This window comes from Marilutibacter maris (assembly GCF_006546735.2).
In the GTDB taxonomy this organism is placed as follows: Bacteria; Pseudomonadota; Gammaproteobacteria; order Xanthomonadales; family Xanthomonadaceae; genus Marilutibacter; species Marilutibacter maris.
Genome location: NZ_VICD02000046.1, coordinates 1 through 24,176 on the forward strand (window position 1 = coordinate 1; position 24,176 = coordinate 24,176).

Consider the following 24,176-nt stretch of genomic DNA (forward strand, 5'->3'; position numbering starts at 1 on the left):
AGCGGTGCCATCCGGGTCTGATCGTGCAGCTCGAGCTGACGCACCTCGAACGGGGCGTGATAGCCGCGCGGCAGGTGGGCCGGATCGAACTTCAGGGTCAGCGCGCCGTCGCCGGCCGCCAGCCAGGCGGCCGAGTGCGATTGCGACACCGGCCGCCGCACGCCATCGGGCGCGGTCGCGTACAGCACGCCGCGGACCTCGTAGCGGCCCTCGGCCGCGGCCTCGACCGGCAGCACGATCTGCAGCTTGCCCGGGTCGGCGCGGAAGCCGCCGTCCAGGCGCGCGGTCGGCGCGGCCACCGCGAACGCGGTACGGGCGTCGCGCGCGGTTTCGCCATCGTTGGTGAATACCTGCAGCTCCCACAGCCCGGGCTGGCGACTGTGATGGGCCGGCAGGCGCACGTCGGCGGTGCCCCGGCCCTGCCTGTCCAGGCGCAGCCTGACCGGGAAGCTCTCGCCGTCGGGCGCGACCAGCAACGCCTCGGCGCGCGCCGGAATGCCCTGCTTGCCGCGTTGCATGCGAACGTCGACCTGCATGCGGCCGTTCTCGAGGGCGTGGTGACGACGCGGCTGGGCGTGCAGGACCAGGTCGCTGTCGGGCTCGAACACGTGGACCACGTAGCGGCCGTCGGCGCCGGCGGCCTGCAGGCGGTAGCGGCCGGCGCTGGCGGAACGGTCGGCGCGGACCACCGCGGTGCCCGGGTTGACCGCCATTCCGGTCGCGCGCAGTTGCGCGTCGGTGGCCATCGCCTGCAGCGGGATCGCGCGGCCGGCCTGCTGCATCTGCAGGCGTCCGGGGGCGATCGGGGCGGCGCCGCGGGCCGGGCTGACCCGGATCAGCGCACCGGGAGCGGTCAGGCCGACATCGACGCCGCGTTCGAGTTCGGCGCCGTCGACGGTCATCCAGAACTCGCGGCTCTCGGCGGCATGCGGGGCGGGCGCGGACAGCTCGGCATTGGGGTCGAGCGGCCACGAGAACGACACCGGGGCGCGTTCGAAGTCGCCGGCCGGCACCGGCGCGGCGGTCAGTCGCTGCGGGACCTGGTCGCCGCCGCCGGCCGGCAACAGCGGTTGCGAGGCGTTGGCGGCCAGCGGGGCCGAGAGCAGGGCGGCGAGGGACAGGGCAAGAATTCGATGCTTGGACATGGCGGTCACCTCACTGCTGCACGTCGGAACGCAGGATGGTGTCGAGCCGGAAACAGGCGCGACGGCTCTGGTTGTGGCTCAGCGGCTCGCGGCCGGCGGTGCGGTCCTTGTCGACGAACCAGACCGTGCCGGCGGCCGACTGGCTGCTGCAGTCGAGGAAGCCGTCGGAACAGCTGTTGAGCCAGTTCTGGGTCGTCTCCAGGCCGACGTTCTCCCAGTAGCCGCCGCAGTAGCTGTCGGAGTCGAACGGCGAGGAGTCGACATCGCTGCCGACCACGCTGCGGAACGGCTTGGGCAGCGCCGGGCGCCCGGAGGTGCCGTACAGGTACTGGGCGTTGTAGTGGGCCATCCAGCTGACCTGCTGCATGCGCACCGCGTCGGACTCGTAGCCCAGCAGCCAGCCGACCGCCTGCTCGAAGGCGTTGCCGTTCATCACCGCGTCGGCGAGCGGGGTGCCGGCCGAGGACGGCGCCAGCGCGTTGACCCGGACGGTCTTGTTGATGATGTTCGGATAGCGGCTGTCCCAGGTCGGGTTCGACATGATCCAGCGCATCACGTTGCCGCCGTTGGAGTGGGTGATGACGATCAGCCGGGTGATGCCGCGGTTGTTGATGAAGCTGGTCAGTTGGTCGGCCAGGCAGCCGGCGGCGCGGTTGTCCCACATGTACTGCTCGAAATCGCAGTTGATGACCGTGTAGTTGGCGCTGTCGGGCAGCCCCTGGCGCACCGAGTTGACCATCGCCGGTTGCCAGTAGTCCTGGTAGGCGTTGGTCTGCTTGCCGGTGCCGTGCACGAAGGCGACGCCGGTGACTTCGGCGTAGGCGCATGGCGCGAGCGCGGCCATCAGCAGGCCGCAGGCGAGTTTCCGCATGATGTGTTTCCCCTTTCCTTGGAGCGGCCGTGGCCCATCACGGCTCATGCCGCCGGTCTGAGTGCTGGGTCGTTTCCTGCGCCACCCCTATGGCGCATCGTCCCTGAGCGTACCCATCCGTACGGGTATGTCATGCGGCGTTGCGGCGTGGAAGCGGCGTCAGGTCACAGAACGCAAGGCTTGGGGTGGCGGGTTTCGGCGCGGTGACGACGCGGTGACGACGGCATGTCGATTGCGACGGCTGTCGCGTTCAGAACTCCAGATCCAGCGCCGCGCACAGATAGTCGAGCAGGGGCGCCAGTCCGGCCAGGTCCTTCTCCAGCACGGAGCGCAGGCGTGGCCCGGTCACCGTCGCATCGTCGATGTTGCGGAAAGCGACGAAATTCTTGCGTCGCAGGTCCTCGGCATGCTCGAACTCGGGCGGGAAGCCGCGCGGCATCCGGGTCAGCATCTCGCTGTCGTCCAGCGCGTAGCGGCGCCGGAACGCCTTGTCGCCGGTGGCGGCGGCCCAACTGCCAGGGTTGTCGAGGATGAAGTGGCGGATCCGGCGCAGGCTGTCCGGGCCGGGATGCCAGATGCCGGCGGCGACGAAGCAGTTCCCCGGCTGCAGGTGGATGTAGTAACCGGGCGCCTCGACATTGCGGCTGCGCTCGTGGAACAGGCGCGCGCCCTGCCAGGTCTTGTAGGGCGCCTTGTTGTGGCTGAAACGGGTGTCGCGGTGGATCCGGAACAGCGAGCCGCCGACGCCCCTGGGCTCGGAGCGGTAGTGCGCGCTGACCTCGGTGAGCGCCGGCTGCAGGTCGGACAGCAGTCGCCTGAACGGGTCGCGCACCTCGGACTCGTAGCGCGCCTTGTTCGCGTGGAACCATTCGCGCTCGTTGTGGCGGGCGAGGTCCTTGAGGAACTTGAAGCTGGCATCGCTGAAATAGGCGGGCATCGGGGAACTCCGTGGGGCGGATGACGGGGCGCGAATCAGCCGAGGCTGGAACGCAGCTCCAGGCCCCAGGCCTCGAGCTGGTCGAGCAGGGCCAGGTGCGGGCCGTCGCCTGTGTGCTCCAGGCGCAGGGCGGCGATCTCGGCGTCGAAGCGGGGGAAATCGTAGTCGGCGATGCCGCCGTCGCGAAGCCGGCGGCGCCGGTACTCGTTCCAGCGCGCCCGCTCGCTGGCCGACAGCGTCGATGGCCAGTTGCGGGCGCGGTAGCGGAACAGCAGCTCGGGCAGGCGCGGGTCGCGGAAGCCGAAGGTCGCCGCGCCCAGCGCTTCCGGCGGGGTGCTGCGCACGTCGCGGAACAGCCGCTTGTCGCCGTCGCCGATGAAGCCGTCGTACAGCGAGGCGTCGACATCGGACGGCGGCCGCTCGCGGCCGTCGTCGAACACCCGCCGCAGCTTTTCCGCCAGCGCCGGACCGGCCTCGCGCAGGGTCCGCGCGCGCGCCTCGGCCAGGTTGCGGTCGATGCCCAGGCGCTCGAACTCCTGCGGCCGCAGGTGCGCCCAGGCGACCAGGGCCGGGCAGCGGTTGAGATGGACCTCCTTCAGCGCGATCCGGCGCTCGCCCTCCGGCAGATCGGCGGCCGGCGTGTACAGGCGGTCGGCGATGTCGGCCGCCTCCAGTTCCAGCAGCGCGGCGGGGTCCTGGTCGAGGTCGAACACGATCATCCGGTTGTCGATGCGCGGATGCCGCGCCAGCGGCACCACCGGCGCCGCGCACAGGCGGCTGGCCGGGTAGCGCTGCGAGACGTGCAGCAGCGGCGTCATCGCCACGGTGTCGAACATGCCGGCGACGAAGCGCTTGTTGCGCAGGCGCAGGGCGTAGTCCCAGAACTTCGGCTGTGCCGCCTTCAGCAATCGCGCGATGCCGATCAGCGCGCGCACGTCGGACAGGGCCTCGTGGGCGTCGCCTTCGCGCACGCCGTTGGCCTCGGCCAGGTGCTCGAGCCGGAACGAGGCGAAGCCGTCGTCGCGGCGTGGCCAGACCAGGCCTTGCGGGCGCAGCGCGTGCGCCAGACGCAGCACGTCGAGCAGGTCCCAGCGCGAGTTGCCGCCGCGCCATTCGCGCTCGTAGGCGTCGTAGAAGTTGCGGAACAGGCCGTAGCGGACGAACTCGTCGTCGAACTTGAGCGAGTTGTAGCCCAGGGTGCAGGTCTGCGGACGCGACATCGCATCGAAGATGCGGGCGAAGGCCTCGGCCTCGGTCATGCCCTCGCGGGCCGCATGCTGCGGGGTGATGCCGGTGACCAGGGTCGCGCCCGGCGACGGCAGCAGGTCGTCGGCGGGACGGACGAAGAAGCTGATCGGCTCCTCGACCTCGACCAGGTCGGCATCGGTCCGGATCGCGGCGAACTGGGCGATGCGGTTGCCGCGCGGGTCGGTACCGAAGGTCTCCAGGTCGTAGAACAGGAAGCTGTCGGACATGGCGTCAGTCGTTCGGCAGCGGGGCCAGGCACGCCAGTACCCGCGCGTCGACCGTTTCCCAGTCCAGGCTGTCGAGCGAGTCGTGGCCGCGGGTCAGTTCGACCAGCAGTTCGCGCTGCAGCCGGCCGCGTTCGAACGCCATCGCGTAGGGCAGGCGGTGGAAGCTGACCATCGAATAGCGCGGCATGAAGCGGTCGGGGTGTCGCTCGGCGAGCTTCTGCTCCAGCGCCCGCTGCAGCAGGTAGTCGTCGTCGTCGACGCGATCGCGCATCTCCAGGTAGTTCTCCAGCGCCATCGCCTGGATCGCGCGCGAATTGGGCAGGCGCTCGGCCTCGAACGCGGCGAACGCGGCGGCGCGGTCGGCGGTGGCGTCGAGGTGCTCGGCCAGGGCGACGCAGTCCTCGAACGCGCAGTTCATGCCCTGGCCGTGGAACGGCACCATCGCGTGGGCGGCATCGCCGAGCAGGACCGCGCGATCGTCCAGCTGCCAGCAGTCCAGGTACAGGGTGCCGAGGACGCCGGTCGGGTTGTTCTGGAAGTCCTCCTCCAGCGCCGGCATCAGCGGCAGCGCGTCGGGGAAGTCGCGCTCGAACAGCGCGCGCGCGTCGGCGCCGCTGCGGACGCTGGCGAAGCTGGGGCCGCCGCCGCGATGGCCGTCGCCGTCGGGCAGGTCGTCGTTCGGCAAGTCATTGTTCGGTAGGTCATTGTTCGGCAAGAACAGGGTGACCGTGAAGGTGCGTTCGTCGTTGGGCAGGGCGATGCACATGTAGCGGCCGCGCGGCCAGATGTGCAGGGCGTTGGGCTCGATCCGGAAGCCGCCGTCGGCGGCGGGCGGGATCTCCAGTTCCTTGTACGAGTGGTCGAGGAACTCGCTGCGTTCGCCCAGCGCGGTCTCGGCCGCCATCGCCTGGCGCAGGGTCGAGCCGGCGCCGTCGGCGCCGACCAGGGCCTCGAACGCCGCCTGGTGACGGCTGCCGTCGCGCTCGTCGAGATAGCGGGCGATGCGGGCGTCGAAGTCGACGCTCTCCAGTCCGCGGTTGAAGTGGAAGCGCACGCCGGCGCGCTCGGCGATGTCCAGCAGCACGATGTTCAGCTCGCCGCGGTGCACCGACCAGATCACTTCGCTGTCGTCGCGGCCGTAGCGCTGCAGGCTGGTGCGACCGTCGCTGAAATGCACCATCCGCCCGCGCATCATCACCGCCTGGGTCATCACCGCTTCGTCGGCGCCGGCCAGGCGCAGCGCATGGCGGCCACGCTCGGCCAGGGCCAGGTTGATCGAGCGGCCGCCCTCGTAGCCGCGCAGGCGCGGATCGCCGCGCTTCTCGAACACCTCGACCTCCCAGCCGCGGCGGGCGAGCAGGGTCGCGAACAGGGCGCCGGCGAGGCCGGCCCCGATCACGGTGATGCGCCGTTCCACCCGGCCCAGGTCGTCAAGCGGCATCGCGCCAGGCCTCCACGGTTCGCGCGAAGCGCAGGATGTCGGCATGGGTGTTGTACAGCGGTGCCGGCGAGATCCGGATCACGTCCGGTTCGCGCCAGTCGCCGAGCACGCCGTTCTCGGCCAGGTAATCGAACAGGGCGCGTCCCTGGGCGCGGCCACCGGCGACGCGCAGCGACAACTGCGCGCCGCGACGCTCGGGTTCGGCCGGGGTGACGATCTGCAGCACGCTGTCCAGGCGCTGCCTGATCAGGGTTTCCAGATAGCCGGTCAGGCGCAGCGACTTGTCCCGCAGGGCCGGCATGCCGACCGCGTCGAACAGCTCCAGCGAAGCGCGCAACGGTGCCATGCCGAGGATCGGCGGGTTGCTCAACTGCCAGCCCTCGGCCCCCGGGGTGGGCGTGAAGTCCGGCCCCATCAGGAACCGGGTCGAGGGCTCGTGTCCCCACCAGCCGGCGAAGCGCGGGCGATCGGTGTTGGCATGACGCTCATGGACGAAGCAGCCGGCGATCGCGCCGGGGCCGCTGTTGAGGTACTTGTAGTGGCACCAGACCGCGAAGTCGACGCCGCTGTCGTGCAGCGCCAGCTCGCGGTTGCCGGCCGCGTGGGCGAGGTCGAAGCCGCACATCGCGCCGGCGGCGTGGGTCAGCCGCACGATCCGGGCGAGGTCGAAGAACTGGCCGGTGCGGTACTGGATCCCCGGCCACAGCACCAGGGCGAGGCGGTGGCCGTGGGTGCGGATCGCGTCCTCGATCGCCGCCATCGAGAAGGTGCCGTTGGGCTCGTCGGGTTCCAGCTCGATCAGGTCGCGGGCCGGGTCGAAGCCGTGGAAGCGCACCTGCGACTCCATCGCGTGGCGGTCGGACGGAAACGCGCCGGCCTCGATCAGGATCGCCGGCCGTTCCGGGGTTGGCCGGTAGAAGCTGACCATCATCAGGTGCAGGTTGGTGGTCAGGGTGTTCATCGCGACCACTTCCGAGGGCTTGGCGCCGACCAGGCGGCCGAGCTGCTCGCGCACCAGCTCGTGGTAGGTCATCCACTGCGATTCGCCGGTGAAGTGGCCCTCGACGGCGACCTCGGCCCAGGTGCGCAGCACCTCCTCGACGTGGTCGCGCGCGCGCCGCGGCTGCAGCCCGAGCGAATTGCCAACGAAGTAGGCCTGCTCGCCGTCGCCATGGCGCGGGATCAGGAACTGCTCGCGCAGGGTCGGCAGCGGGTCGCTCGCATCGAGACGGGCGGCGTGGGCGGGGTCGAACAGGTCGGTCATGCGGTTGGATCTCTTGGCGGTGTCGGCGGCGTACGGAGCGTTCGGGCGGCTTGTGCGGGCGGCCTATTCGAACCGGGACAGCGGCAGTCCGAGCCATTCCAGCGCGGTGCCGTGGTAGAGGCGGGCCTGATCGGAACCGGACAGGTCCAGCGAGGCGATGCCGGCGCCCGGCGATTGTTCGCCGAGCGGGAACGGATAGTCGGTGCCCAGCATCACCTGGGAGACGCCGCAGGTGTCGAGCAGGTAGCGCAGGGCGCGCGGATCGGCGACCCAGGAGTCGAAGTACAGCTGCGACAGGTAGTCGCGCGGATTGCGCGGGTTGTCGGTCGCGACCAGGTCGGGGCGCATGTTGAAGCCGTGCTCGATGCGGCCGATGGTGTACGGGAAGGCGCCGCCGCCGTGGGCCATGCAGACCTTCAGCTTCGGCAGCCGCTCCAGCACGCCGCCGAAGATCAGGCAGCAGGCCGCGCGCGACTGCTCGGCCGGCATCCCCACCAGCCACGGCAGCCAGTATTTGGGCATCGACGGGGTTCCCATCATGTCCCAGGGATGGACCAGGATTGCGGCGCCGAGTTCGGCGGCGGCCTCGAAGAACGGGAACAGTTCCGGCGCGTCCAGGTTCCAGTCGCCGATGTGGCTGCCGATCTGCACGCCCTGCAGGCCGAGCTGGTCCATGCAGCGTTCCAGCTCCTGCACCGCCAGTCGCGGCGACTGCATCGGCACCGTGCCGATCCCCGCGTAGTGGCGGGGGAAGTCGTGGCAGGTCCGCGCCATGTGGTCGTTCAGCGACTGGTGCAGCTCCAGCGCCTGATGCGGCTTGGCCCAGTAGCTGAACATCACCGGCACCGTGCTCAGCACCTGCACCTGGACGCCGAAGCGGGCGTAGTCGTCCAGGCGCTCCTGCGGGTCCCAGGTCTTGGACCAGATCTCGCGGAAGAACTTGCCGTCCTTGTAGATCCGGTGGCGACCGTCGTCGGTGTGGTGGATCACCGGGAAACGGTTGTCGCCGTACTTCTTGACCAGGTCGGGCCAGTCGCGCGGCAGGTAGTGGGCGTGGGTGTCGATCTTCAGCATGGGGTCAATCTACCGGCTCGCGTCCCGCTCTGCCCGGTCCTCGTGTGTCCGGTTCCCGGTCGCGGGCTCCTGCTGCGTTGCAGTCACGCAGTCGCGATCGCAGACCACTTGGCCGGCCTTCATCACCCAGCGCGGCGCGCTCAGGGTGGCGGTCTCCACGTTGGGGTCGCTCTCCAGCGCGATCATGTCGGCCAGATAGCCCTCGCGCAGGCGCCCGAGGCGGTCGCCCATGCGCAGGGCATCGGCATTGTTGACGGTCGCCGCCTCCAGCGCGGCGGCGGCGGGGACTCCGGCCGCGACATACAGCGCGATCTCGCGGGCGGTCGCGGTGACAGCGAAGCTGGGGCCGGCATCGGTGCCCAGCGCCAGCGGCACGCCGGCGCGCCAGGCACGACCGGGATTGGCGACCGCGGCTTCGGCCCAGCGTCCCAGTTCTTCCGCCGGCTTGCCGTCGCGGCCGCCGGCGAACATCTGCAACTGGCTGCCGACGTAGTCGGCGACGAACGCGGTCGGCACCAGGTAGGCGCCGCCGCGCTTGAAACGGGCGGCGGCCGCGTCGTCGAAATAGGTGCCGTGCTCGATGGTGTCGGCGCCGGCCTGCAGCGCCAGCGTGATCGCCGGCGTGCTGTGGGCGTGGGCGGCAACCGGTCGGCCGGCCTGATGGGCGGCGTCGACCGCGCCGCGGACTTCGTCCTCGAACATGATCGGCGCGGCGTCGGGGCGGCCGCCGCTCTCGCGTCCGGAACCGGACACGGTCATCTTGATCCAGTCCGAACCCTGCTCGATGTTCTCGCGCACGACCCGCCGGCACGACTCCGGGCCGTCGCAGGCCGCCGGCTCGTAGGGAATCTCGCCCGGCTGTGGCCGCCGCGCGCCGTGACCGCCGCTGCGCGAGACCACCCGGCCGGCGGCGAGGATGCGCGGGCCGGGCAGGCGACCGGCATCGATCGCGTCGCGGACCGCGAACACCACGCCGCCGTTGTCGCCGACGTCGCGCACCGTGGTGACGCCGGCGCGGACCAGCTCGCCCGCGTAGGCGGCCACGAGCAGGGCCATCCGTGCCTCGTCGCCGGCGGTGCCGGGATCGGCATGCATCGAGATCCCCAGGTGCATGTGCAGGTCGATCAGCCCCGGCATCAGCCAGGATCGGCCAAGGTCGATCACCTGCGCCGGCTCGCCGGCAGCGGCCGGATCGGTGCCGGGCACGATCCGCTGGATGCGCCCGTCGCGGACGACCAGGGTGTGCGGGCCGGCGGCCGGCCGCCCCGGCTCGGCGATCAGGTGCCCGGCGAGGATCACGGTGGTCGCGGCGTCGGCCGCCGGGTCGCCGTCGGGAGGCCCCGGCTGGGCGGATGCCGCTCCCGCCATCGCCAGCGTCGCCAGTAGTACCGCCAGTACGGTCAGTGCAGGCGCGATGGCCCGGCGCGACGGTCGAGACGGCGAGGGCTTCGGCGCGGCCACGGTGGCGGGCGACTCAGCCCCGGTCCGCGCCCGGGTCCTGCGCCTCGTAGCGCGCCGGCCGCGGGTTCAGATGGCCGCAGGCGTCGCAGCGGCGGTGCGCGTCGGAGCGGTAGAAGCGCTCGAACACCGGCGGGAAGTCCTGCTCGATGTCGCGCAGGTGGAAGTACTCCTCGTAGAGCATGTGGTTGCAGCGTTCGCAGTACCACAGCAGGCCGTCCTTCTCGTGCGCCAAGCGCCTGCGCTCGACCACCAGGCCGACCGAGTCGGGCATGCGTTGCGGCGAGTGCGGCACCCGCGGCGGCAGCAGGAAGATCTCGCCGGCGCGGATCGGGATGTCGCGGACCCGGCCGTCCTCCTGGATCTTCAGCACCATCTCGCCTTCGAGCTGGTAGAACCACTCCGGACCCTCGTCCCAGTGGTAGTCGGTGCGCTGGTTGGGGCCGCCGACCACCATCACGATGAAGTCGCCGTCGTAGATGCACTTGTTGCCGACCGGCGGCTTGAGCAGGTGGCGGTGCTCCTCGATCCAGGCCTGGAAATTGATCGGGCTGGGCAGCATCAGCGCTCTCCGGTTGCCTGCGCGCCGGCACGGGCCACGCATTTGAGTTCGATCGCGATCGGGGTCGGCAACGCGTCGATACCGAGCGTGGTCCGGCACGGGGCGGTGTCGGGGTCGGGAAAGTACTCGGCCCAGACCGCGTTGTAGGCGGCGAAGTCGCGCGCCATGTCGGTGAGGTAGACGGTCACGTCGACCAGGTCCTCCCAGCGCGCGTCGCAGGCCTCGAGCACCGCCTTGACGTTGGCGAACACCGAGCGGCACTGCAGCTCGATGTCGTAGCCCAGCAGACGGCCGTCGGCATCGTGGACGTTGCCCGGAACCGCGTTGGTGGCCGCATCGCGCGGACCGATGCCGGACAGGAACAGCAGGTCGCCGACCCTGCGCGCGTGCGGGTAGCGGCCGACCGGCCGTGGCGCGGCGCTGGCGTGGATGCCATTGCTCATCGCGGCGAGTCCCCGCCGGCGGCATGCACGCGCGCGATCGCCGCGCTGTAGCGCTCGCCGAGCTGCTCGTAGCGCTCGACGTCGATCTGCAGGTCGTTGACCCGGCCGTTCTTGAGGCTGTAGACCCAGCCGTGCACGGTCAGCGGCTGCTCGCGGCTCCAGGCGTCTCGGACGATGTTGGTCTGGCAGACGTTCTGCACCTGGTCGATCACGTTCAGCTCGCACAGACGGTCGTGGCGCTCGCCCTCGGCGGCGGCATGCAGGCAGCCGGCGTGCTTGACCGCGACGTCGGTGACGTGGCGGATCCAGTTGTCGGCCAGGCCGACCCGGTGGCCGTGCAGGGCCGCGTGCACGCCGCCGCAGCCGTAGTGGCCGACCACGATGATGTGCTCGACCTTGAGCACGTCGACCGCGAACTGGATCACCGACAGGCAGTTGAGGTCGGTGTGGACGACGACGTTGGCGATGTTGCGGTGGACGAAGACCTCGCCCGGTGCCAGGTCGATGATCTGGTTGGCGGGGACCCGCGAATCGGAGCAGCCGATCCACAGGAACTTGGGCGCCTGCTGGTCCGACAGGCGCTCGAAGAAGCCGGGGTCCTCGGCATTGATCCGTTCGGACCATTCGCGGTTGCGTTCAAGAAGGTCGTGCAGTTTGCTCATCGCGGTGAGGGATCCAGTAGCAGGCCGATGTTGCGGGCCTCGGTGAAGAATCGCATCGCCTCCATGCCGCCCTCGCGGCCGAGGCCGGAGGCCTCCATGCCGCCGAATGGCGTTCTCAGGTCGCGCATCAGCCAGGTGTTGATCCAGACCATGCCGCAGCGCAGGGCGGCGGCGACGCGGTGGGCGCGGTCCAGGTCGCGGGTCCAGACCGATGCGGCCAGTCCATAGTCGGAAGCGTTGGCCAGGGCCAGCGCCTCGTGTTCGTCGTCGAACGGTTGCAGGGTCACCACCGGTCCGAAGATCTCCTCGCGGTTGGTCGCGCAGTCGGGGCCGAGGCCGTCGATCACGGTGGGGTCGACGAACCAGCCCGGGCGATCGATCGCCGAGCCGCCGCAGTGCACCTGGCCGCCCTCGTCGCGGGCGCGCCGCAGCGCCGCGGTGACCTTGTCGAAATGCGCCTGCGACACCAGCGGGCCCATGTCGGTGTCCGGGTCGACCGGATCGCCGACCTGCAGCGACAGCGCGCGCTCGACCAGGGCGTCGCGGAAGGCGTGGTAGATGCGCCGCTCGACCAGCATCCGCGAGCCGCACAGGCAGATCTGGCCGCTGTTCTGGAATGCCGAGCGGGCGAGGGTGTCGAGATGGTCCTCCCAGGCGCTGTCGGCGAACACCAGGGTCGGGTTCTTGCCGCCCAGCTCCAGCGAGACCTTCTTCAGCTGCGGTCCGGCGATGCCGGCGATGCGGCGGCCGACCGCGGTGCTGCCGGTGAACGAGACCGCCTTCACCGACCGGTGCGCGACCAGCGCCTCGCCGACCTCGGGGCCCAGGCCATGGACCAGGTTCAGCACCCCGGGCGGAAAGCCGATCCCGGCCGCCAGTTCGGCCAGCATCGTCGCGCTGACCGGGGTGACCTCGGACGGCTTGGCGACGACGGTGTTGCCGGCCGCCAGCGCCGGCGCGATCTTCCAGGTGAACAGGTACAGCGGCAGGTTCCATGGCGAGATCGTCGCGACCACGCCCAGCGGCCGGCGCAGGGTGTAGTTCAGTCCGGCCTCGCCGTGGTGCGATTCGCTGGCGAACTGGGTCGCGGCCTGGGCGAAGAAACGCAGATTGGCGACCGCGCGCGGGATCTCGATATCGCGGGCCAGCCGGATCGGTTTGCCGGCGTCGCGCGACTCGGCGCGGGCGAAGTCGTCGGCGTGCTCCTCCAGCGCCTGCGCCAGTCGCTCCAGCCAACGCGCGCGGGCACTGTTGGGCAGGCCCGACCAGTCCGCGAATGCCGCCTCGGCGGCGGCCACCGCCGCCTCGACATCGTCGCCGTCGCCACTGGCAACCTCGGCGTAGGCGCTGGCGGTGGCAGGGGCGAACACCTCCAGCCAGCGGTCGCTGGCGGGTGGGCGGGCGGTGCCATCGATCCAGTGGTTCAGGCGCATCGGTCAAGCTTAACGCGAGTGCCGCCGGGCGCGTTCACCGTACGCGACCCGATGGTTGCCGCGCGCGCCGGGCGGCGTCCGGCCACGCTCGCTGGAAACCGCGGACGCGGGCTCAGAGCGAGCGGGTGCGGCCGCCGTCGACCGGCAGGTTGATGCCGGTGATGTAGGCCGCCGCCGGCGAGCACAGGAAGGCGACCGCGGCGGCGGTCTCCTCGGGGCGCGCGAAGCGGCGCATCGGGATCGCGGCGACCATGTCGGCCTGCACCGCTTCGCGCTCGCGGCCACTGCGCGCGGCGCTGGTATCGATGATCTGCTCGATGCGCGGGGTGTGGGTCGAGCCGGGCAGCACGTTGTTGACGGTGATGCCGCTGGCGGCCAGCTCGGTGGCCAGGGTCTTGGCCCAGCTGGCCACCGCCCAGCGGGTGGTGTTGGAGACGCCCAGTCCCGGCAGCGGCTCCTTCACCGAAGTCGAGATCACGTTGACGATGCGGCCGTAGCCGGCCTGCTCCATGCCCGGTACGACGAGCTCGGCGAGCACGTGGTTGGCGATCAGGTGCTGGCGCCAGGCCGCCTCGAACGCGGCGATCTCGGCGCCGCGCACCGGTCCCGGCGGCGGGCCGCCGCTGTTGTTGACCAGGATATGGACCGGGCGCTGCGCCGCCAGGGCCTCGACGCGGGCGCGCAGGGCATCGGTATCGGCGGCATCGACCGCGATCCAGCCGTGGCGCTGGCCGGGGCGGGGGCATGGCAGCTCGGCGGCCAGCGCTTGCAGGCGCTCGCCACGGCGTGCCAGCAGGGTCACATCGGCGCCGAGCAGGGCCAGTTCGCGCGCGCTGGCCAGGCCGATGCCCTGGCTGGCGCCGCAGACCAGGGCGTGTTTGCCGGACAGGTCGAGATCCATGTTCAGTCTCCTTGCGTCGGGTCGGTGGCCGCCGGCAGCGCGTGCTCGCGCATCAGTGCGGCGACCGCGCGCTCGCGCGGCTCTGGGCGCGCATCGAGGTCGGCCGCGACCGCGGCGATGTTGGCGACGGGATGATTCTGGCCGAGCTTGAACTTGATCTCGGCCCGGTCCACTTCGAGGTGGAAGCCGATGATGCCGCGCAACTGGCGGCGATGGTCGTCGCGTTCGGGCTCGAACGTCCAATCGCGGCCGATCCTGGCCTCGTGGGCGTGGCTCAGCGCGGCGACCAGCGCGCCGAGCGCGGCCTCGTCGTCGAAGGTCCGCAATGTGCCGCCGAGATGGGCGACCGCGTAGTTCCAGGTCGGTACCCGCGCCGCCGATTCCTTGTCCGGGTAGACACCCGGCGACACGTAGGCGTGCGGCCCATGCACGATCGCCAGCGCGCGACCGCCGTGCCGCGCCTGCGGATTCGGCCGCGCCCAGTGGCCGGACAGGCGGATGCGGTCTCCGGCGCGGCGGTACAGCACCGGCAGGTGGCTGACGCCCGGAACGCCGTCGGCGGTCGTCACCAGGGTGACGAAGGGGTCCGCGTCGATCAGCCGGTCGAGCGCGGCGAGGTCGTCGATCGCGAAGGCGCGTGGCGTATACATGCCACGCTCAGTGGTGCGACGGCAGCTTGCTGACCATCTGCGCGCGCAACCGTTCGTCGTCGTCGGCCTGCGGCGGCTCCAGTTCGTCGAGCAGGAAGCCGCGGGTGCGGGCGTCGTCGGCGTCGAGGCCGTCGAGGGCGACGAATTCGGCATCCATCAGCGCCGCGCGCGCGCTGTCCTCGCTGTCGTAGGTCAGGGTGTTGCCGTCGCTGTCGAAGATCTCGGCGGTGCCGGCCTCGCGGACCCGCAGTCGCGCCCAGATCACGGTGCGGCCGAGCGTGGCCAGCCACCATTGCGTGTGCATCGTGTCGTTTCCTCCGGTCATGCGATCGCCTGCGAAAGCAGCCACAGCGCACCGGCCATCAGCAGGCCGCCGATGATGGTCAGCAGCGACAGCCGGGCCGGGGTCGCCAGTCCGCTCAGGTTGCGGTCGCCGATCGCCGCGTAGCGCTTGGCCAGCAGCCAGCCCAGCGCGGCCGGGTTGATGAAGGCGCCGGGACCGAACTCGGCCAGCACCCCCGGGTGACGGTCGCGGATGTGCACCAGGGCCAACGGCCAGAAGATCACGAAGGCGGTGGCGCCGGCGATGGCCAGTGACAGCGAGACGAGGGCGAAGAACAGGATCACGGGCGGGTCGATGAGTGAGTGGTGGAGAAGTGAGAGGCGGGGCGGGTAGTGGGAGTGACGAGCGTGGCGGGCTCCTGCCCTTTCTCGCGCCTCACTCCTCTCCACTCACTCCTAGAATTCAGCCTGGCCGGGCGCGCGCGGGTAGGGGATGGCGTCGCGGATGTTGGCCAGTCCGCAGACGTAGACCACCAGACGCTCGAAGCCCAGGCCGAAGCCGGCGTGCGGCACGCTGCCGTAACGGCGGAAGTCGCGGTACCAGCCGTAGTGCTCGGCATCCAGGCCGAACTGGGCCATGCGCGCGTCGAGCACGTCCAGGCGCTCCTCGCGCTGGGCGCCGCCGATGATCTCGCCGATCCCCGGCGCCAGCACGTCCATCGCCGCGACGGTCCTGCCGTCGTCGTTCAGGCGCATGTAGAAGGCCTTGATGTGCTCGGGGTAGTTGGTCACCACCACCGGGCGGCCGACGTGCTGCTCGGTCAGCCAGCGCTCGTGCTCGGTCTGCAGGTCCAGGCCCCACTCGACCGGGAACTCGAACTTGTGCCCGGACTGCTGCAGCAGGGCGACCGCATCGGAGTAGTCGATCTGCTCGAACGGCGCGTTGACGAAGGCTTCCAGTCGGCTGACCGCGTCCTTCTGCACGCGCTCGGCGATGAAGGCCATGTCGTCGGCGCGCTCGTCGAGCACCGCGCGGAACAGGTACTTGAGGAACTGCTCGGCGACCCGGGCGTTCTCCATCAGGTCGGCGAACGCGATCTCCGGTTCGACCATCCAGAACTCGGCCAGGTGGCGGGTGGTGTGGCTGTTCTCGGCGCGGAAGGTCGGGCCGAAGGTGTAGACCTTGCTCAGCGCCAGACAGTAGCCCTCGACATTGAGCTGGCCCGACACGGTCAGGAACGCCTCCTTGCCGAAGAAGTCGCGCGAGAAGTCGACCTCGCCCTTGCCGTCGCGTGGCAGGTTGGCCAGGTCCAGGGTGGACACCCGGAACATCTGCCCGGCGCCCTCGGCGTCGGAGGTGGTCACGATCGGCGTGCTGATCCAGTAGTAGCCGTTCTCGTGGAAGAACCGGTGCACCGCTTGCGCCAGGCAGTGGCGGATGCGGGTGACCGCGCCGAACAGGTTGGTGCGCGGACGCAGGTGGGCGACCTCGCGCAGGAACTCCAGCGAGTGCGGCTTGGGCTGGATCGGGTAGGTCTCCGGGTCCTCGACCCAGCCGACCACCTCGATCTCGCGCGCCTGGATCTCGAAGCCCTGGCCCTTGCCCTGCGACTGCACCAGCTCGCCGCGGGCGATCACCGAGCAACCGGCGCTCAGGCGCTTCACCTCGGACTCGTAGTTGGGCAGGGTGTCGGCCGCGACCACCTGGATCGGCGCGAAGCAGGAACCGTCGCTGACGTTGACGAAGCTCAGCCCCGCCTTGGAATCGCGACGTGTGCGGACCCAGCCGCGGACCGTGACTTCGCCGCCGACCGGCACCTTGCCGGCGAGCGCGTGTTCGACGCTGATGATCGTCATGCTGTGGGCACCATCTATGGCTTGAAACCGGCCCGGTCCGGGCCGATATGGGGGAAAGCAGCGCAGTTTAACGGGTGTTCCGCCGGCGCGGCGACACCGGTTGGGCGCGCCTCTATAATCGAACCATCGCCCGATCGATCGTTTTGCCTCTGTCCGGAGTCGTCCATGGCCGTCACCCTCGCTCCTGCCGCCCTTGCCCGCGTCCAGCGCTTCCTCGCCGAGGATCCGTCCGCGCTCGGCCTGCGTTTCGGGGTGACCCGGACCGGTTGTTCGGGCTGGCAGCATGTCGCCGACCTGGCCCACGAGGAGAAGCCCGGCGACACCGTGTTCGAGCAGGACGGGGTGCGCATCTTCGTCGACACGACCAGCCTGCCGGTCGTCGACGGTACCCGCATCGACGTGGTCAGGCAGCGCCTGGGTGAACAGTTCCTGTTCCACAACCCGAACATCGCCGAGGCCTGCGGCTGCGGCGAGAGCTTCACCACCGAGGCGCTGCCCCAGCTGCAGGGCTGAGCGGGGCGGACGGCGTGGCGGGCCGCGGGCCCGCCTGAACAGGGGCTGCCGGGGTGCTCGTCGGCGCAGCTTGCCTGAAACCGTCCGCTACTGCGATAATTACCGGCTCCCTCGGTCCCGCCGTGGGAGACCCTTGCTCCACCGCCCGGATGGACGGGTGGGGGGCTGATCCGGCCGGAACGCTCCGGCCATCATCCACAAGGAAAACACAATGCGTCATTACGAAGTCGTGTTCCTGGTCCATCCGGACCAGAGCGAGCAGGTTCCGGCCATGGTCGAGCGCTACAAGGCGCTGATCGAGGGCGGCGAGGGCAAGATCCACCGTCTGGAGGACTGGGGCCGCCGTCAGCTGGCCTATCCGATCCAGAACCTGGTCAAGGCCCACTACGTGCTGCTCAACATCGAGTGCAACCAGGCCGTGCTGAACGAGCTGGTCGACGGTTTCCGCTTCAACGACGCGGTGCTGCGTCACCTGGTCATGAAGCGCGACGAGGCCGACACCGAGCAGTCGCTGATCATGAAGTTCAAGGACGAGAAGGGCGACAAGCCCGAGCGTTCCGAGCGCCGTCGCCGTGACGACGACAGCAGCAAGGACGACGGCGACAGCAACAACAACAACGCCGACGATTCCGACGACAACGCCGAAGCCGCCTGATCACGCCTTCCTAGGAGCCGCACTCCCATGTCCAAGTTCTTCCGCCGCCGCAAGTTCTGCAAGTTCACCGCCGAGGGCGTCAAGGAGATCGATTACAAGGATCTCAACACCCTCCGCCAGTACCTGACCGAGACCGGCAAGATCGTGCCGAGCCGCGTCACCGGTACCAAGTCGAAGTACCAGCGCCAGCTGGCGACCGCGGTCAAGCGCGCCCGCTTCCTGGCCCTGATCCCGTACACCGACAACCACAACGCTTGAGTAAAGCCGTCGCCCGCGGGGCGGCCCTGGCTCCCCCTCTCCCGTCCCCGGGAGAAGGGCGGGGGTGAGGGCGAGCTCCCGGCGCCGCCGCTTTTTCGGACAGCGAAACCCGCTGCGGGCCGACAGGTCCGCTAACGAATACGGAGCAACACCATGCAACTGATCCTCCTGCAGAACGTGCAGAACCTCGGCAGGCTCGGCGACAAGGTCGACGTGAAGCCGGGCTATGGCCGCAACTACCTGGTGCCGCAGGGCAAGGCCGTGCCGGCCACCGAGGCCAACCTGGCCGAGTTCGAAGCCCGTCGCGCCGAGTACGAAGCCAAGGCCAAGGCCATCCACGACGATGCCCAGGCCCGCCAGGCCAAGCTCGAAGACGCCAGCGTGACCATCTACGCCAACGCCGCCACCGAGGGCAAGCTGTACGGTTCGGTCACCACCCGCGACATCGCCGAGGCGCTGACCAAGGCCGGCCTCGAGGTCGAGAAGTCCGAGGTGATCATGGGCGAGGGCGCGATCCGCCACGTCGGCGAGTACGACGTCGTGATCCACCTGCACGCCGACATCGACGTGACCGTCAAGGTGATCGTGGCGCCGGAAGCGGCCTGAGCACGACCGCCGGCAACACCACGCGGCGGGCGTCCGACAGGGCGCCCGCTTCGTTTTGGGCGTCCGCCCGCCGCCGCTGCGGCGGTCGCAGGATCTGAGACGCCCAGCTGATATCACCGGTCCGGCCGCGGGAGTTATCCCCGCGTCGATACCCGGATATCCACAGGCTTGCCACAGACTTGTCTGCAACCTGTCGCAGGCCGCCGGGGCTAGGATGCCCAACCCTGATCCACGCCCGCCGCGCCGCCGCGGGCGAGCGCATGCATCCAGCCAGGAGACCGCCGCCCATGAACGCACGCCCCGGTTTTCGCAGCGACGGCCGCAGCGACAGGCGCTTCAAGGACCGGGACGAGGGCCGGATCGACCAGTTGCGGGTGCCGCCGCAGTCGATCGAGGCCGAGCAGGCGGTGCTGGGCGGGCTGATGCTGGCCCCGGACGCCTACGATCGCGTCGTCGACCACATCTCCGAGTCCGACTTCTACCGTCGCGACCACCAACTGATCTTCCGCGCGATCAACGAGTTGGCGCAGAAGGCCAAGCCCTACGACGCGGTCACCCTCGGCGAATGGTTCGAGTCGATGGGCCTGGGCGAGCAGGTCGCCGGCGGCGCCTATCTGATCGAACTGGCCAGCACCACGCCGTCGGCGGCCAATATCCGCGCCTATGCCGACATCGTCCGCGACAAGGCGATCCTGCGCCAGCTGATCGACGTCGGCACCGGCATCGTCAACGACGGCTTCCAGCCCGACGGCCGCGACAGCAGCGAGATCCTCGACGAGGCCGAGCGCCAGGTGCTGGCGATCGCCCAGGCCAACAGCAACGGCAAGGACGACTTCACCAGCGTCCACCAGGCGCTGACCGCGGCCTTCGACGAGCTGCAGACCCGCTATGCCAACGGCGGCGCGATCACCGGCCTGCCGACCGGCTACACCGAGTTCGACGAGATGACCGCCGGCCTGCAGAAGACCGACCTGGTCATCCTCGCTGCGCGTCCGGCGATGGGCAAGACCACGCTGGCGCTGAACATGGCCGAGTACGCCGCGTTCCGCAGCAAGCTGCCGGTGGCGGTGTTCTCGATGGAAATGTCGGCCAGCCAGCTGGCGATGCGCCTGATCTCCTCGGTCGGCCGGGTCAACGCCCAGCGCCTGCGTACCGGCCAGCTCGAGGACGAGGACTGGAGCCGGGTGACCAGCGCGATCCGGCAACTGCGCGAGGTCAAGATCTTCATCGACGACGAGCCCGGCCTGTCGCCGACCAAGCTCGCCGCCAAGGCGCGCCGGCTCAAGCGCGAGCACGGCCTGGGCCTGATCGTGATCGACTACCTGCAGCTGATGTCGGTGCCGGGCAACAACGAGAACCGCGCCACCGAGATCTCCGAGATCTCGCGTTCGCTCAAGGGCCTGGCCAAGGAGCTGGAGGTGCCGGTGATCGCGCTGTCGCAGCTCAACCGCTCGCTGGAAACGCGTACCGACAAGCGTCCGGTGATGGCGGATCTGCGCGAATCCGGCGCGATCGAGCAGGACGCCGACATGATCGTCTTCATCTACCGCGACGACTACTACAACAAGGAAAACTCGCCCGACAAGGGGCTGGCCGAGGTCATCATCGGCAAGCAGCGAAGCGGCCCGACCGGCTCGGTCAAGCTCAAGTTCTTCGGCGAGTACACCCGCTTCGACAACCTCTCCCACGATTCGGTCGGCAGTTTCGAGTGATGCGCCGGCGTCGACGCCGGCTGCATTAGCATAGGCAGCCATGCAGGCGCCCGAATCCTCCGCGAATCCGTCCGACGCCCCGGTTCCCGGCACCGTCGGAACCCGTCCGACCCGGGTGGTGGTCGATCTCGCCAATCTGTCCCACAACCTCGCCGGCATCCGCGCCCATGTCGGCGTGCCGGTGATGGCGATCGTCAAGGCCAACGCCTACGGCCACGGCCTGGTGCCGGTGGCGCGGCATCTGCAGGCCCGCGGCGTCGACCAGCTCGGCGTGGCCTTCGTCGAGGAGGGCGTGCAGTTGCGCCGCGCCGGTGTCACCGTGCCGATCCTGGTGCTGGGCGGCATCTGCGCCCGCCAGGCCGGTCAGTACATCGCCCACGATCTGGAAATCACCGTGTCCTCGCTGGACAAGCTGCGCCAGGTCGAGGCCACGGCCGAGGCGATGGGGCGCAAGGCGGTGATCCACCTGAAGATCGACACCGGGATGGAGCGCATTGGCGTGCACAGCTACTCGTCGCGGGCGTTCATCGAGGCGGCGGCGGCGTCGCGCTGGTGCGAGCTGAAGGCGGTCTATTCGCACCTGGCCTGCGCCGACGACCCGCGGTCGCCGATGACCGCGCTGCAGCTGGAGCGGTTCCTGGAGGCCTGCGCCCACTTCGAGCGGATCGGCGCGCCGATGCCGCTGCGCCACCTGGCCAATTCCGGCGGTGTGCTGCACTTCCCGCAGACCTGGCTGGACATGGTCCGTCCCGGGATCGCGCTGTACGGGGTGCTGCCGGACCCGGCGTCGCGGCGCAGCATCGACCTGCGCCCGGTGATGTCGCTGGTATCGCAGGTGGTGTATTTCAAGGTGGTGCGTGCCGGCAATCCGGTCAGCTACGGCGCGACCTGGGCGCCGGCCGGCGATACCCGGGTGGTGACCGTGCCGATCGGCTACGGCGACGGTTATCCGCGCGCCTTGTCGTCGTCCGCCGACGGACGCGGCGGCCAGGTGTTGATCCGCGGCCGCCGCCATCCGATCGTCGGCCGCGTCTGCATGGACCAGTTCATGGTCGACATCGGCGCCGACAGCGCCTGGAACGAGGATGAGGTGGTGCTGATCGGGGCGCAGGGCGACGCCTTCATCGGCGCCGAGGAGCTGGCGCGGATGGCCGGCACCATTCCCTACGAGATCATGGTCGGCCTCAATGGGCGCATTCCGCGCCACTACGTTGGCGGTCCGGAACCGCAGCCGCGTTGACGTTGTTCGAGCCGGCGTGATTCACTCCGGGCGAACCGGGGAGGGTACATGGACAAGTCAACGTCGCCCGGCCGGCCGGATGCCGGCGGCCGTCGCGAACCGATGTCGAAGGTGGATACCGCGTGGTTGCGGATGGAGCGGCGCTCGAACCCGATGATGATCACCGGGGTGTTGATGTTCGCCGAGCGGCTGTCGCTGGACGCGCTGCGCGAGCTGATCGACGAGCGTTTCCTGGCCTATGCGCGGTTCCGTCAGCGGCCCGTGCAGACCGCGTCGTCGGCGGTCTGGGAGACCGACGAGGCGCTGGATCTGGAGTGGCACGTGCAGCCGGCGAGCCTGCCCGGCCGTGGCGGCAAGCAGGCGCTGGAACGCTTCGTCAGTCGGCTCGCCTCCACCGCGCTGGATCCGCAGCGTCCGCGCTGGCAGTTCCACCTGATCGAGGACTACCGCGGCGGTTCGGCGCTGGTCGCCCGCATCCATCATTGCTACGCCGACGGCATGGCACTGGTGCAGGTGCTGCTGTCGTTGACCGATACCCGCCGCCATCCGCGCCGCGGCGACGGCCTGCCGCACACCTGGCTGAAGCAGGAGCACGCGGACGTGGCGCGCCGCGTCGGCGCGGTCGACCGCTACGTGAGGCTGGGCGGCAAGATCGGCGGCAAGATGGTCGAGAAGGGCCTGGAGATGTACCGCGATCCGACCCTGGCCGCGGTGCTGGCCCGCGAGGGCGGCGAGATCGCACGCGAGCTGCTGACCGCGCTGGCGTTGTCGGACGATCCGCCGTCGCTGCTGCGCGGCGCGCTGGGGCCACGCAAGCGGGTCGCCTGGGCCGAGCCGCTGGATCTGGAGGAGGTCAAGGCGGTCGGTCGCGCCTGCGGCTGCACCGTCAACGACGTGCTGATGGCGGTCGCCGCCGGAGCGCTGCGCCACTACATGGTCGAGCGCGGCGATCCGGTCGACGGATTGACCCTGCGCGCGACCGTGCCGGTCAACCTGCGGCCGCTGGAGCATGCCCGCAAGCTGGGCAACCACTTCGGCCTGGTATTCCTCGACCTGCCGGTCGGCGAGGCCAACCCGGTGCGCCGGGTCGAACGTGTCGCCAGCTGCATGGAATCTCTCAAGAATTCAAAGCAAGCCATTGTTGCTTATGGACTTCTTGCGACGCTCGGGGTCGCGCCGGCGGGCGTGCAGACGGTCGCGCTCGAAATGCTCAGCCGCAAGGCCTCGACCGTGGCGACCAATGTGCCCGGGCCCCAGCAGACCCTGTACCTGGCCGGCGCCGCGCTCGACCAGATGATGTTCTGGGTCCCGCAGACCGGCTCGATCGGGGTCGGCATTTCCATCCTCAGCTACAACGGCCGGGTGCACTTCGGGCTGATCGCCGACGGCAAGCTGATCCCGGACCCGGGCGACGTGATCTGCCACTTCGGCGAGGAGTTCGACAAGTTGTTGTACCTGGCGCTGATGGGCGACTGGGACACCCCGCTGGACGCGTCCGCGGCGCAGGCGCTGCTGGTCGAGGGCTGAGCGGGGGAGGGGCGGAAGCGGTCCGAAACGCCTACCAGGCGGGCCTGCTGGAAGCTGAATGGGGTTTTCGACCGTCACTCCCCGGAGACGCGGGAGGGATTAGCGTGTGTGCCTGCCCTCACGCCAGACAACGAGGTTGAACCGATGAAAACCCAGATCCGCAGCATGCTCGCAGCCGCCGTCGTCACCACGATGATGGCCGGTTGCGCAACCACCGGTGGCTATGGCGGTGGCTATGGCGATCAGGGCTATGGACAGCCACAGGAACAACGCTCAGGCATGAGCCGGACCCAGAAGGGCGCCCTGATCGGTGCGCTCGCCGGCGTCGCCGCGGGCCTGCTCAGTGGCGACGACGCTACCGAGCGGCGCCAGCGCGCCCTGGTCGGCGCCGGCATCGGCGGCCTGGCCGGCGGTGCGATCGGCAACTACCAGGACCGCCAGGAGCGTGCGCTGCGCGAACAGATGGCCGGTACCGGCGTCGACGTGATCCGCCAGGGCGACAACATCACCCTCAACATGCCCAGCAACATCACCTTCGACTTCGACAAGTCGGATCTGAAGCCGGGGTTCTACCCGGTGCTCGACGACGTCGCCAACACCCTGCGCCAGTACGACCAGACCATCGTCGAGGTCGCCGGACACACCGACAGCGTCGGCAGCGATTCCTACAACCAGCAGCTGTCCGAGCGCCGCGCGGCCTCGGTCGGCAATTACCTGATGTCGCGTGGCCTGATGCGGGACCGCTTCATCCTGATCGGTGCCGGCGAGGGCCATCCGGTCGCCAGCAACGAGACCGACAGCGGCCGCGCGCAGAACCGCCGGGTCGAGATCACCCTGGTGCCGGTGCGCTCCTGAGCGGAGCGTCGCGGGCACGACACCGAACCGGCCTTCCGCTCCGGCGGACAGGCGCACCACCGGCGGGCCGCGATCGCGGCCCGCTTTTCTTTTCGCCGCGATCGCTCCGGTTGCGGACATTTCCGGTCCGATTCCCGGCGCTGGCGTTACTATGGCAGCGAACCGAGCAGGAACCCGTACACGCGTGACCCCAAGGCAACAGGCATATCCTTACGACCCGACCCCATCGAGCGGCCACGACGTGCCCGCACCGGCAGTGACCCGCCACGGCGGACGTCCGCGCCGCAACGGGGCCCGCGGATGAGCGCGATCGGTTTCAAGGGCGACGGCGCCGACGAAGGCGCGGCAGACGCCG

The 24,176-nt window shown here is 70.0% G+C and carries 25 protein-coding genes; 8 read left to right on the forward strand and 17 right to left on the reverse strand.

Features of this window, described 5'->3' with window-relative positions:
• The 17 genes from FKV24_RS03280 to asnS all read right to left on the reverse strand — a co-directional run.
• Positions 1-1,145, reverse strand: a 1,145-nt coding sequence (locus tag FKV24_RS03280; RefSeq protein WP_141481233.1) for a DUF4785 domain-containing protein, incomplete at its 3' end; no start/stop codon positions are given.
• Between the two features lie 10 nt (positions 1,146-1,155).
• Positions 1,156-2,016, reverse strand: a complete 861-nt coding sequence (locus FKV24_RS03285; RefSeq protein ID WP_223250331.1) for a hypothetical protein — start codon at positions 2,014-2,016, stop codon at positions 1,156-1,158.
• A 250-nt stretch (positions 2,017-2,266) separates the two neighbouring features.
• Positions 2,267-2,953 carry a DUF2461 domain-containing protein gene (locus FKV24_RS03290; RefSeq protein WP_111266283.1) on the reverse strand — a complete coding sequence of 229 codons (687 nt, stop codon included), beginning with the start codon at positions 2,951-2,953 and terminating at the stop codon, positions 2,267-2,269.
• A gap of 35 nt (positions 2,954-2,988) precedes the next feature.
• Positions 2,989-4,428, reverse strand: a complete 1,440-nt coding sequence (sbcB, locus tag FKV24_RS03295) for an exodeoxyribonuclease I (protein WP_141481235.1) — start codon at positions 4,426-4,428, stop codon at positions 2,989-2,991.
• A gap of 4 nt (positions 4,429-4,432) precedes the next feature.
• Complete coding sequence (locus FKV24_RS03300) at positions 4,433-5,869, reverse strand: FAD-dependent oxidoreductase (RefSeq protein ID WP_141481237.1); 1,437 nt, start codon at positions 5,867-5,869, stop codon at positions 4,433-4,435.
• A complete protein-coding gene (gene kynU, locus FKV24_RS03305; protein WP_141481239.1) occupies positions 5,859-7,133 on the reverse strand; it encodes a kynureninase in 1,275 nt (424 codons plus the stop codon). The genes FKV24_RS03300 and kynU overlap by 11 nt, the downstream gene beginning before the upstream one ends.
• Before the next feature lie 63 nt (positions 7,134-7,196).
• Positions 7,197-8,207 carry an amidohydrolase family protein gene (locus tag FKV24_RS03310; protein ID WP_111266287.1) on the reverse strand — a complete coding sequence of 337 codons (1,011 nt, stop codon included), beginning with the start codon at positions 8,205-8,207 and terminating at the stop codon, positions 7,197-7,199.
• A gap of 9 nt (positions 8,208-8,216) precedes the next feature.
• A complete protein-coding gene (locus FKV24_RS03315) occupies positions 8,217-9,668 on the reverse strand; it encodes an amidohydrolase family protein (RefSeq protein WP_141481241.1) in 1,452 nt (483 codons plus the stop codon).
• A gap of 13 nt (positions 9,669-9,681) precedes the next feature.
• Positions 9,682-10,227, reverse strand: coding sequence for a 3-hydroxyanthranilate 3,4-dioxygenase (locus FKV24_RS03320; RefSeq protein ID WP_111266289.1), 546 nt, complete (start codon positions 10,225-10,227; stop codon positions 9,682-9,684).
• Entirely contained in the window at positions 10,227-10,670 is a 444-nt protein-coding gene (locus FKV24_RS03325) for a RidA family protein (protein ID WP_141481243.1), read from the reverse strand. The genes FKV24_RS03320 and FKV24_RS03325 overlap by 1 nt, the downstream gene beginning before the upstream one ends.
• Positions 10,667-11,332: a carbonate dehydratase gene (gene can, locus FKV24_RS03330; protein WP_111266291.1), complete on the reverse strand. Its 666-nt coding sequence runs from the start codon at positions 11,330-11,332 to the stop codon at positions 10,667-10,669. Before can ends, FKV24_RS03325 begins: the two co-directional genes overlap by 4 nt.
• The gene (locus tag FKV24_RS03335; protein WP_141481244.1) at positions 11,329-12,765 is read right to left on the reverse strand and encodes an aldehyde dehydrogenase; all 1,437 of its coding nucleotides are present in this window, start codon (positions 12,763-12,765) and stop codon (positions 11,329-11,331) included. The genes can and FKV24_RS03335 overlap by 4 nt, the downstream gene beginning before the upstream one ends.
• A 112-nt stretch (positions 12,766-12,877) precedes the next feature.
• Entirely contained in the window at positions 12,878-13,666 is a 789-nt protein-coding gene (locus FKV24_RS03340) for an SDR family oxidoreductase (RefSeq protein WP_141481246.1), read from the reverse strand.
• 2 nt (positions 13,667-13,668) lie between these two features.
• The gene (locus tag FKV24_RS03345; RefSeq protein ID WP_141481248.1) at positions 13,669-14,316 is read right to left on the reverse strand and encodes an FMN-binding negative transcriptional regulator; all 648 of its coding nucleotides are present in this window, start codon (positions 14,314-14,316) and stop codon (positions 13,669-13,671) included.
• A 7-nt stretch (positions 14,317-14,323) separates the two neighbouring features.
• Positions 14,324-14,641 (reverse strand): hypothetical protein, encoded by a 318-nt coding sequence (locus FKV24_RS03350; protein ID WP_141481250.1) that lies wholly within the window; start codon positions 14,639-14,641, stop codon positions 14,324-14,326.
• Positions 14,638-14,943, reverse strand: a complete 306-nt coding sequence (locus FKV24_RS03355) for a hypothetical protein (protein WP_111266296.1) — start codon at positions 14,941-14,943, stop codon at positions 14,638-14,640. The genes FKV24_RS03350 and FKV24_RS03355 overlap by 4 nt, the downstream gene beginning before the upstream one ends.
• A gap of 111 nt (positions 14,944-15,054) precedes the next feature.
• Positions 15,055-16,455, reverse strand: a complete 1,401-nt coding sequence (gene asnS / locus FKV24_RS03360; protein ID WP_111266297.1) for an asparagine--tRNA ligase — start codon at positions 16,453-16,455, stop codon at positions 15,055-15,057.
• Positions 16,456-16,620: 165 nt separating this feature from the next.
• Between asnS and FKV24_RS03365 the strand changes: the two genes are divergently transcribed.
• The 8 genes from FKV24_RS03365 (at position 16,621) to FKV24_RS03400 (ending at position 23,821) form a co-directional block, all read left to right on the forward strand.
• The gene (locus FKV24_RS03365; RefSeq protein WP_141481251.1) at positions 16,621-16,968 is read left to right on the forward strand and encodes a HesB/IscA family protein; all 348 of its coding nucleotides are present in this window, start codon (positions 16,621-16,623) and stop codon (positions 16,966-16,968) included.
• Between the two features lie 211 nt (positions 16,969-17,179).
• Positions 17,180-17,623, forward strand: coding sequence for a 30S ribosomal protein S6 (gene rpsF / locus FKV24_RS03370; protein WP_111266299.1), 444 nt, complete (start codon positions 17,180-17,182; stop codon positions 17,621-17,623).
• 27 nt (positions 17,624-17,650) lie between these two features.
• Positions 17,651-17,881 (forward strand): 30S ribosomal protein S18, encoded by a 231-nt coding sequence (gene rpsR, locus FKV24_RS03375; protein ID WP_031372470.1) that lies wholly within the window; start codon positions 17,651-17,653, stop codon positions 17,879-17,881.
• 153 nt (positions 17,882-18,034) lie between these two features.
• On the forward strand, positions 18,035-18,487 hold the full coding sequence (rplI, locus tag FKV24_RS03380) for a 50S ribosomal protein L9 (protein ID WP_111266300.1): 453 nt from the start codon (positions 18,035-18,037) through the stop codon (positions 18,485-18,487).
• Positions 18,488-18,774: 287 nt separating this feature from the next.
• Entirely contained in the window at positions 18,775-20,199 is a 1,425-nt protein-coding gene (locus tag FKV24_RS03385) for a replicative DNA helicase (RefSeq protein ID WP_111266301.1), read from the forward strand.
• A 40-nt stretch (positions 20,200-20,239) separates the two neighbouring features.
• Entirely contained in the window at positions 20,240-21,439 is a 1,200-nt protein-coding gene (gene alr, locus FKV24_RS03390) for an alanine racemase (protein ID WP_141481253.1), read from the forward strand.
• Between the two features lie 48 nt (positions 21,440-21,487).
• A complete protein-coding gene (locus FKV24_RS03395) occupies positions 21,488-22,966 on the forward strand; it encodes a WS/DGAT/MGAT family O-acyltransferase (RefSeq protein WP_141481255.1) in 1,479 nt (492 codons plus the stop codon).
• 144 nt (positions 22,967-23,110) lie between these two features.
• The gene (locus tag FKV24_RS03400) at positions 23,111-23,821 is read left to right on the forward strand and encodes a YiaD family glycine zipper/OmpA-like lipoprotein (RefSeq protein WP_141481256.1); all 711 of its coding nucleotides are present in this window, start codon (positions 23,111-23,113) and stop codon (positions 23,819-23,821) included.
• Positions 23,822-24,176 lie beyond the last annotated feature (355 nt).

What these genes read in the sequence shown, in the direction of transcription:
- FKV24_RS03345 (WP_141481248.1), bottom strand. Translation starts at nt 14,316, where the DNA reads ATGTATACGCCACGCGCCTTCGCGATCGACGACCTCGCCGCGCTCGAC.
- FKV24_RS03325 (WP_141481243.1), bottom strand. Translation starts at nt 10,670, where the DNA reads ATGAGCAATGGCATCCACGCCAGCGCCGCGCCACGGCCGGTCGGCCGC.
- kynU (WP_141481239.1), bottom strand. Translation starts at nt 7,133, where the DNA reads ATGACCGACCTGTTCGACCCCGCCCACGCCGCCCGTCTCGATGCGAGC.
- rpsR (WP_031372470.1), top strand. Translation starts at nt 17,651, where the DNA reads ATGTCCAAGTTCTTCCGCCGCCGCAAGTTCTGCAAGTTCACCGCCGAG.
- FKV24_RS03320 (WP_111266289.1), bottom strand. Translation starts at nt 10,227, where the DNA reads ATGCTGCCCAGCCCGATCAATTTCCAGGCCTGGATCGAGGAGCACCGC.
- FKV24_RS03300 (WP_141481237.1), bottom strand. Translation starts at nt 5,869, where the DNA reads ATGCCGCTTGACGACCTGGGCCGGGTGGAACGGCGCATCACCGTGATC.
- rplI (WP_111266300.1), top strand. Translation starts at nt 18,035, where the DNA reads ATGCAACTGATCCTCCTGCAGAACGTGCAGAACCTCGGCAGGCTCGGC.
- FKV24_RS03290 (WP_111266283.1), bottom strand. Translation starts at nt 2,953, where the DNA reads ATGCCCGCCTATTTCAGCGATGCCAGCTTCAAGTTCCTCAAGGACCTC.
- FKV24_RS03400 (WP_141481256.1), top strand. Translation starts at nt 23,111, where the DNA reads ATGAAAACCCAGATCCGCAGCATGCTCGCAGCCGCCGTCGTCACCACG.
- FKV24_RS03350 (WP_141481250.1), bottom strand. Translation starts at nt 14,641, where the DNA reads ATGACCGGAGGAAACGACACGATGCACACGCAATGGTGGCTGGCCACG.
- sbcB (WP_141481235.1), bottom strand. Translation starts at nt 4,428, where the DNA reads ATGTCCGACAGCTTCCTGTTCTACGACCTGGAGACCTTCGGTACCGAC.
- asnS (WP_111266297.1), bottom strand. Translation starts at nt 16,455, where the DNA reads ATGACGATCATCAGCGTCGAACACGCGCTCGCCGGCAAGGTGCCGGTC.
- FKV24_RS03365 (WP_141481251.1), top strand. Translation starts at nt 16,621, where the DNA reads ATGGCCGTCACCCTCGCTCCTGCCGCCCTTGCCCGCGTCCAGCGCTTC.
- FKV24_RS03395 (WP_141481255.1), top strand. Translation starts at nt 21,488, where the DNA reads ATGGACAAGTCAACGTCGCCCGGCCGGCCGGATGCCGGCGGCCGTCGC.
- rpsF (WP_111266299.1), top strand. Translation starts at nt 17,180, where the DNA reads ATGCGTCATTACGAAGTCGTGTTCCTGGTCCATCCGGACCAGAGCGAG.
- FKV24_RS03310 (WP_111266287.1), bottom strand. Translation starts at nt 8,207, where the DNA reads ATGCTGAAGATCGACACCCACGCCCACTACCTGCCGCGCGACTGGCCC.
- FKV24_RS03340 (WP_141481246.1), bottom strand. Translation starts at nt 13,666, where the DNA reads ATGGATCTCGACCTGTCCGGCAAACACGCCCTGGTCTGCGGCGCCAGC.
- FKV24_RS03385 (WP_111266301.1), top strand. Translation starts at nt 18,775, where the DNA reads ATGAACGCACGCCCCGGTTTTCGCAGCGACGGCCGCAGCGACAGGCGC.
- can (WP_111266291.1), bottom strand. Translation starts at nt 11,332, where the DNA reads ATGAGCAAACTGCACGACCTTCTTGAACGCAACCGCGAATGGTCCGAA.
- FKV24_RS03285 (WP_223250331.1), bottom strand. Translation starts at nt 2,016, where the DNA reads ATGCGGAAACTCGCCTGCGGCCTGCTGATGGCCGCGCTCGCGCCATGC.
- FKV24_RS03335 (WP_141481244.1), bottom strand. Translation starts at nt 12,765, where the DNA reads ATGCGCCTGAACCACTGGATCGATGGCACCGCCCGCCCACCCGCCAGC.
- alr (WP_141481253.1), top strand. Translation starts at nt 20,240, where the DNA reads ATGCAGGCGCCCGAATCCTCCGCGAATCCGTCCGACGCCCCGGTTCCC.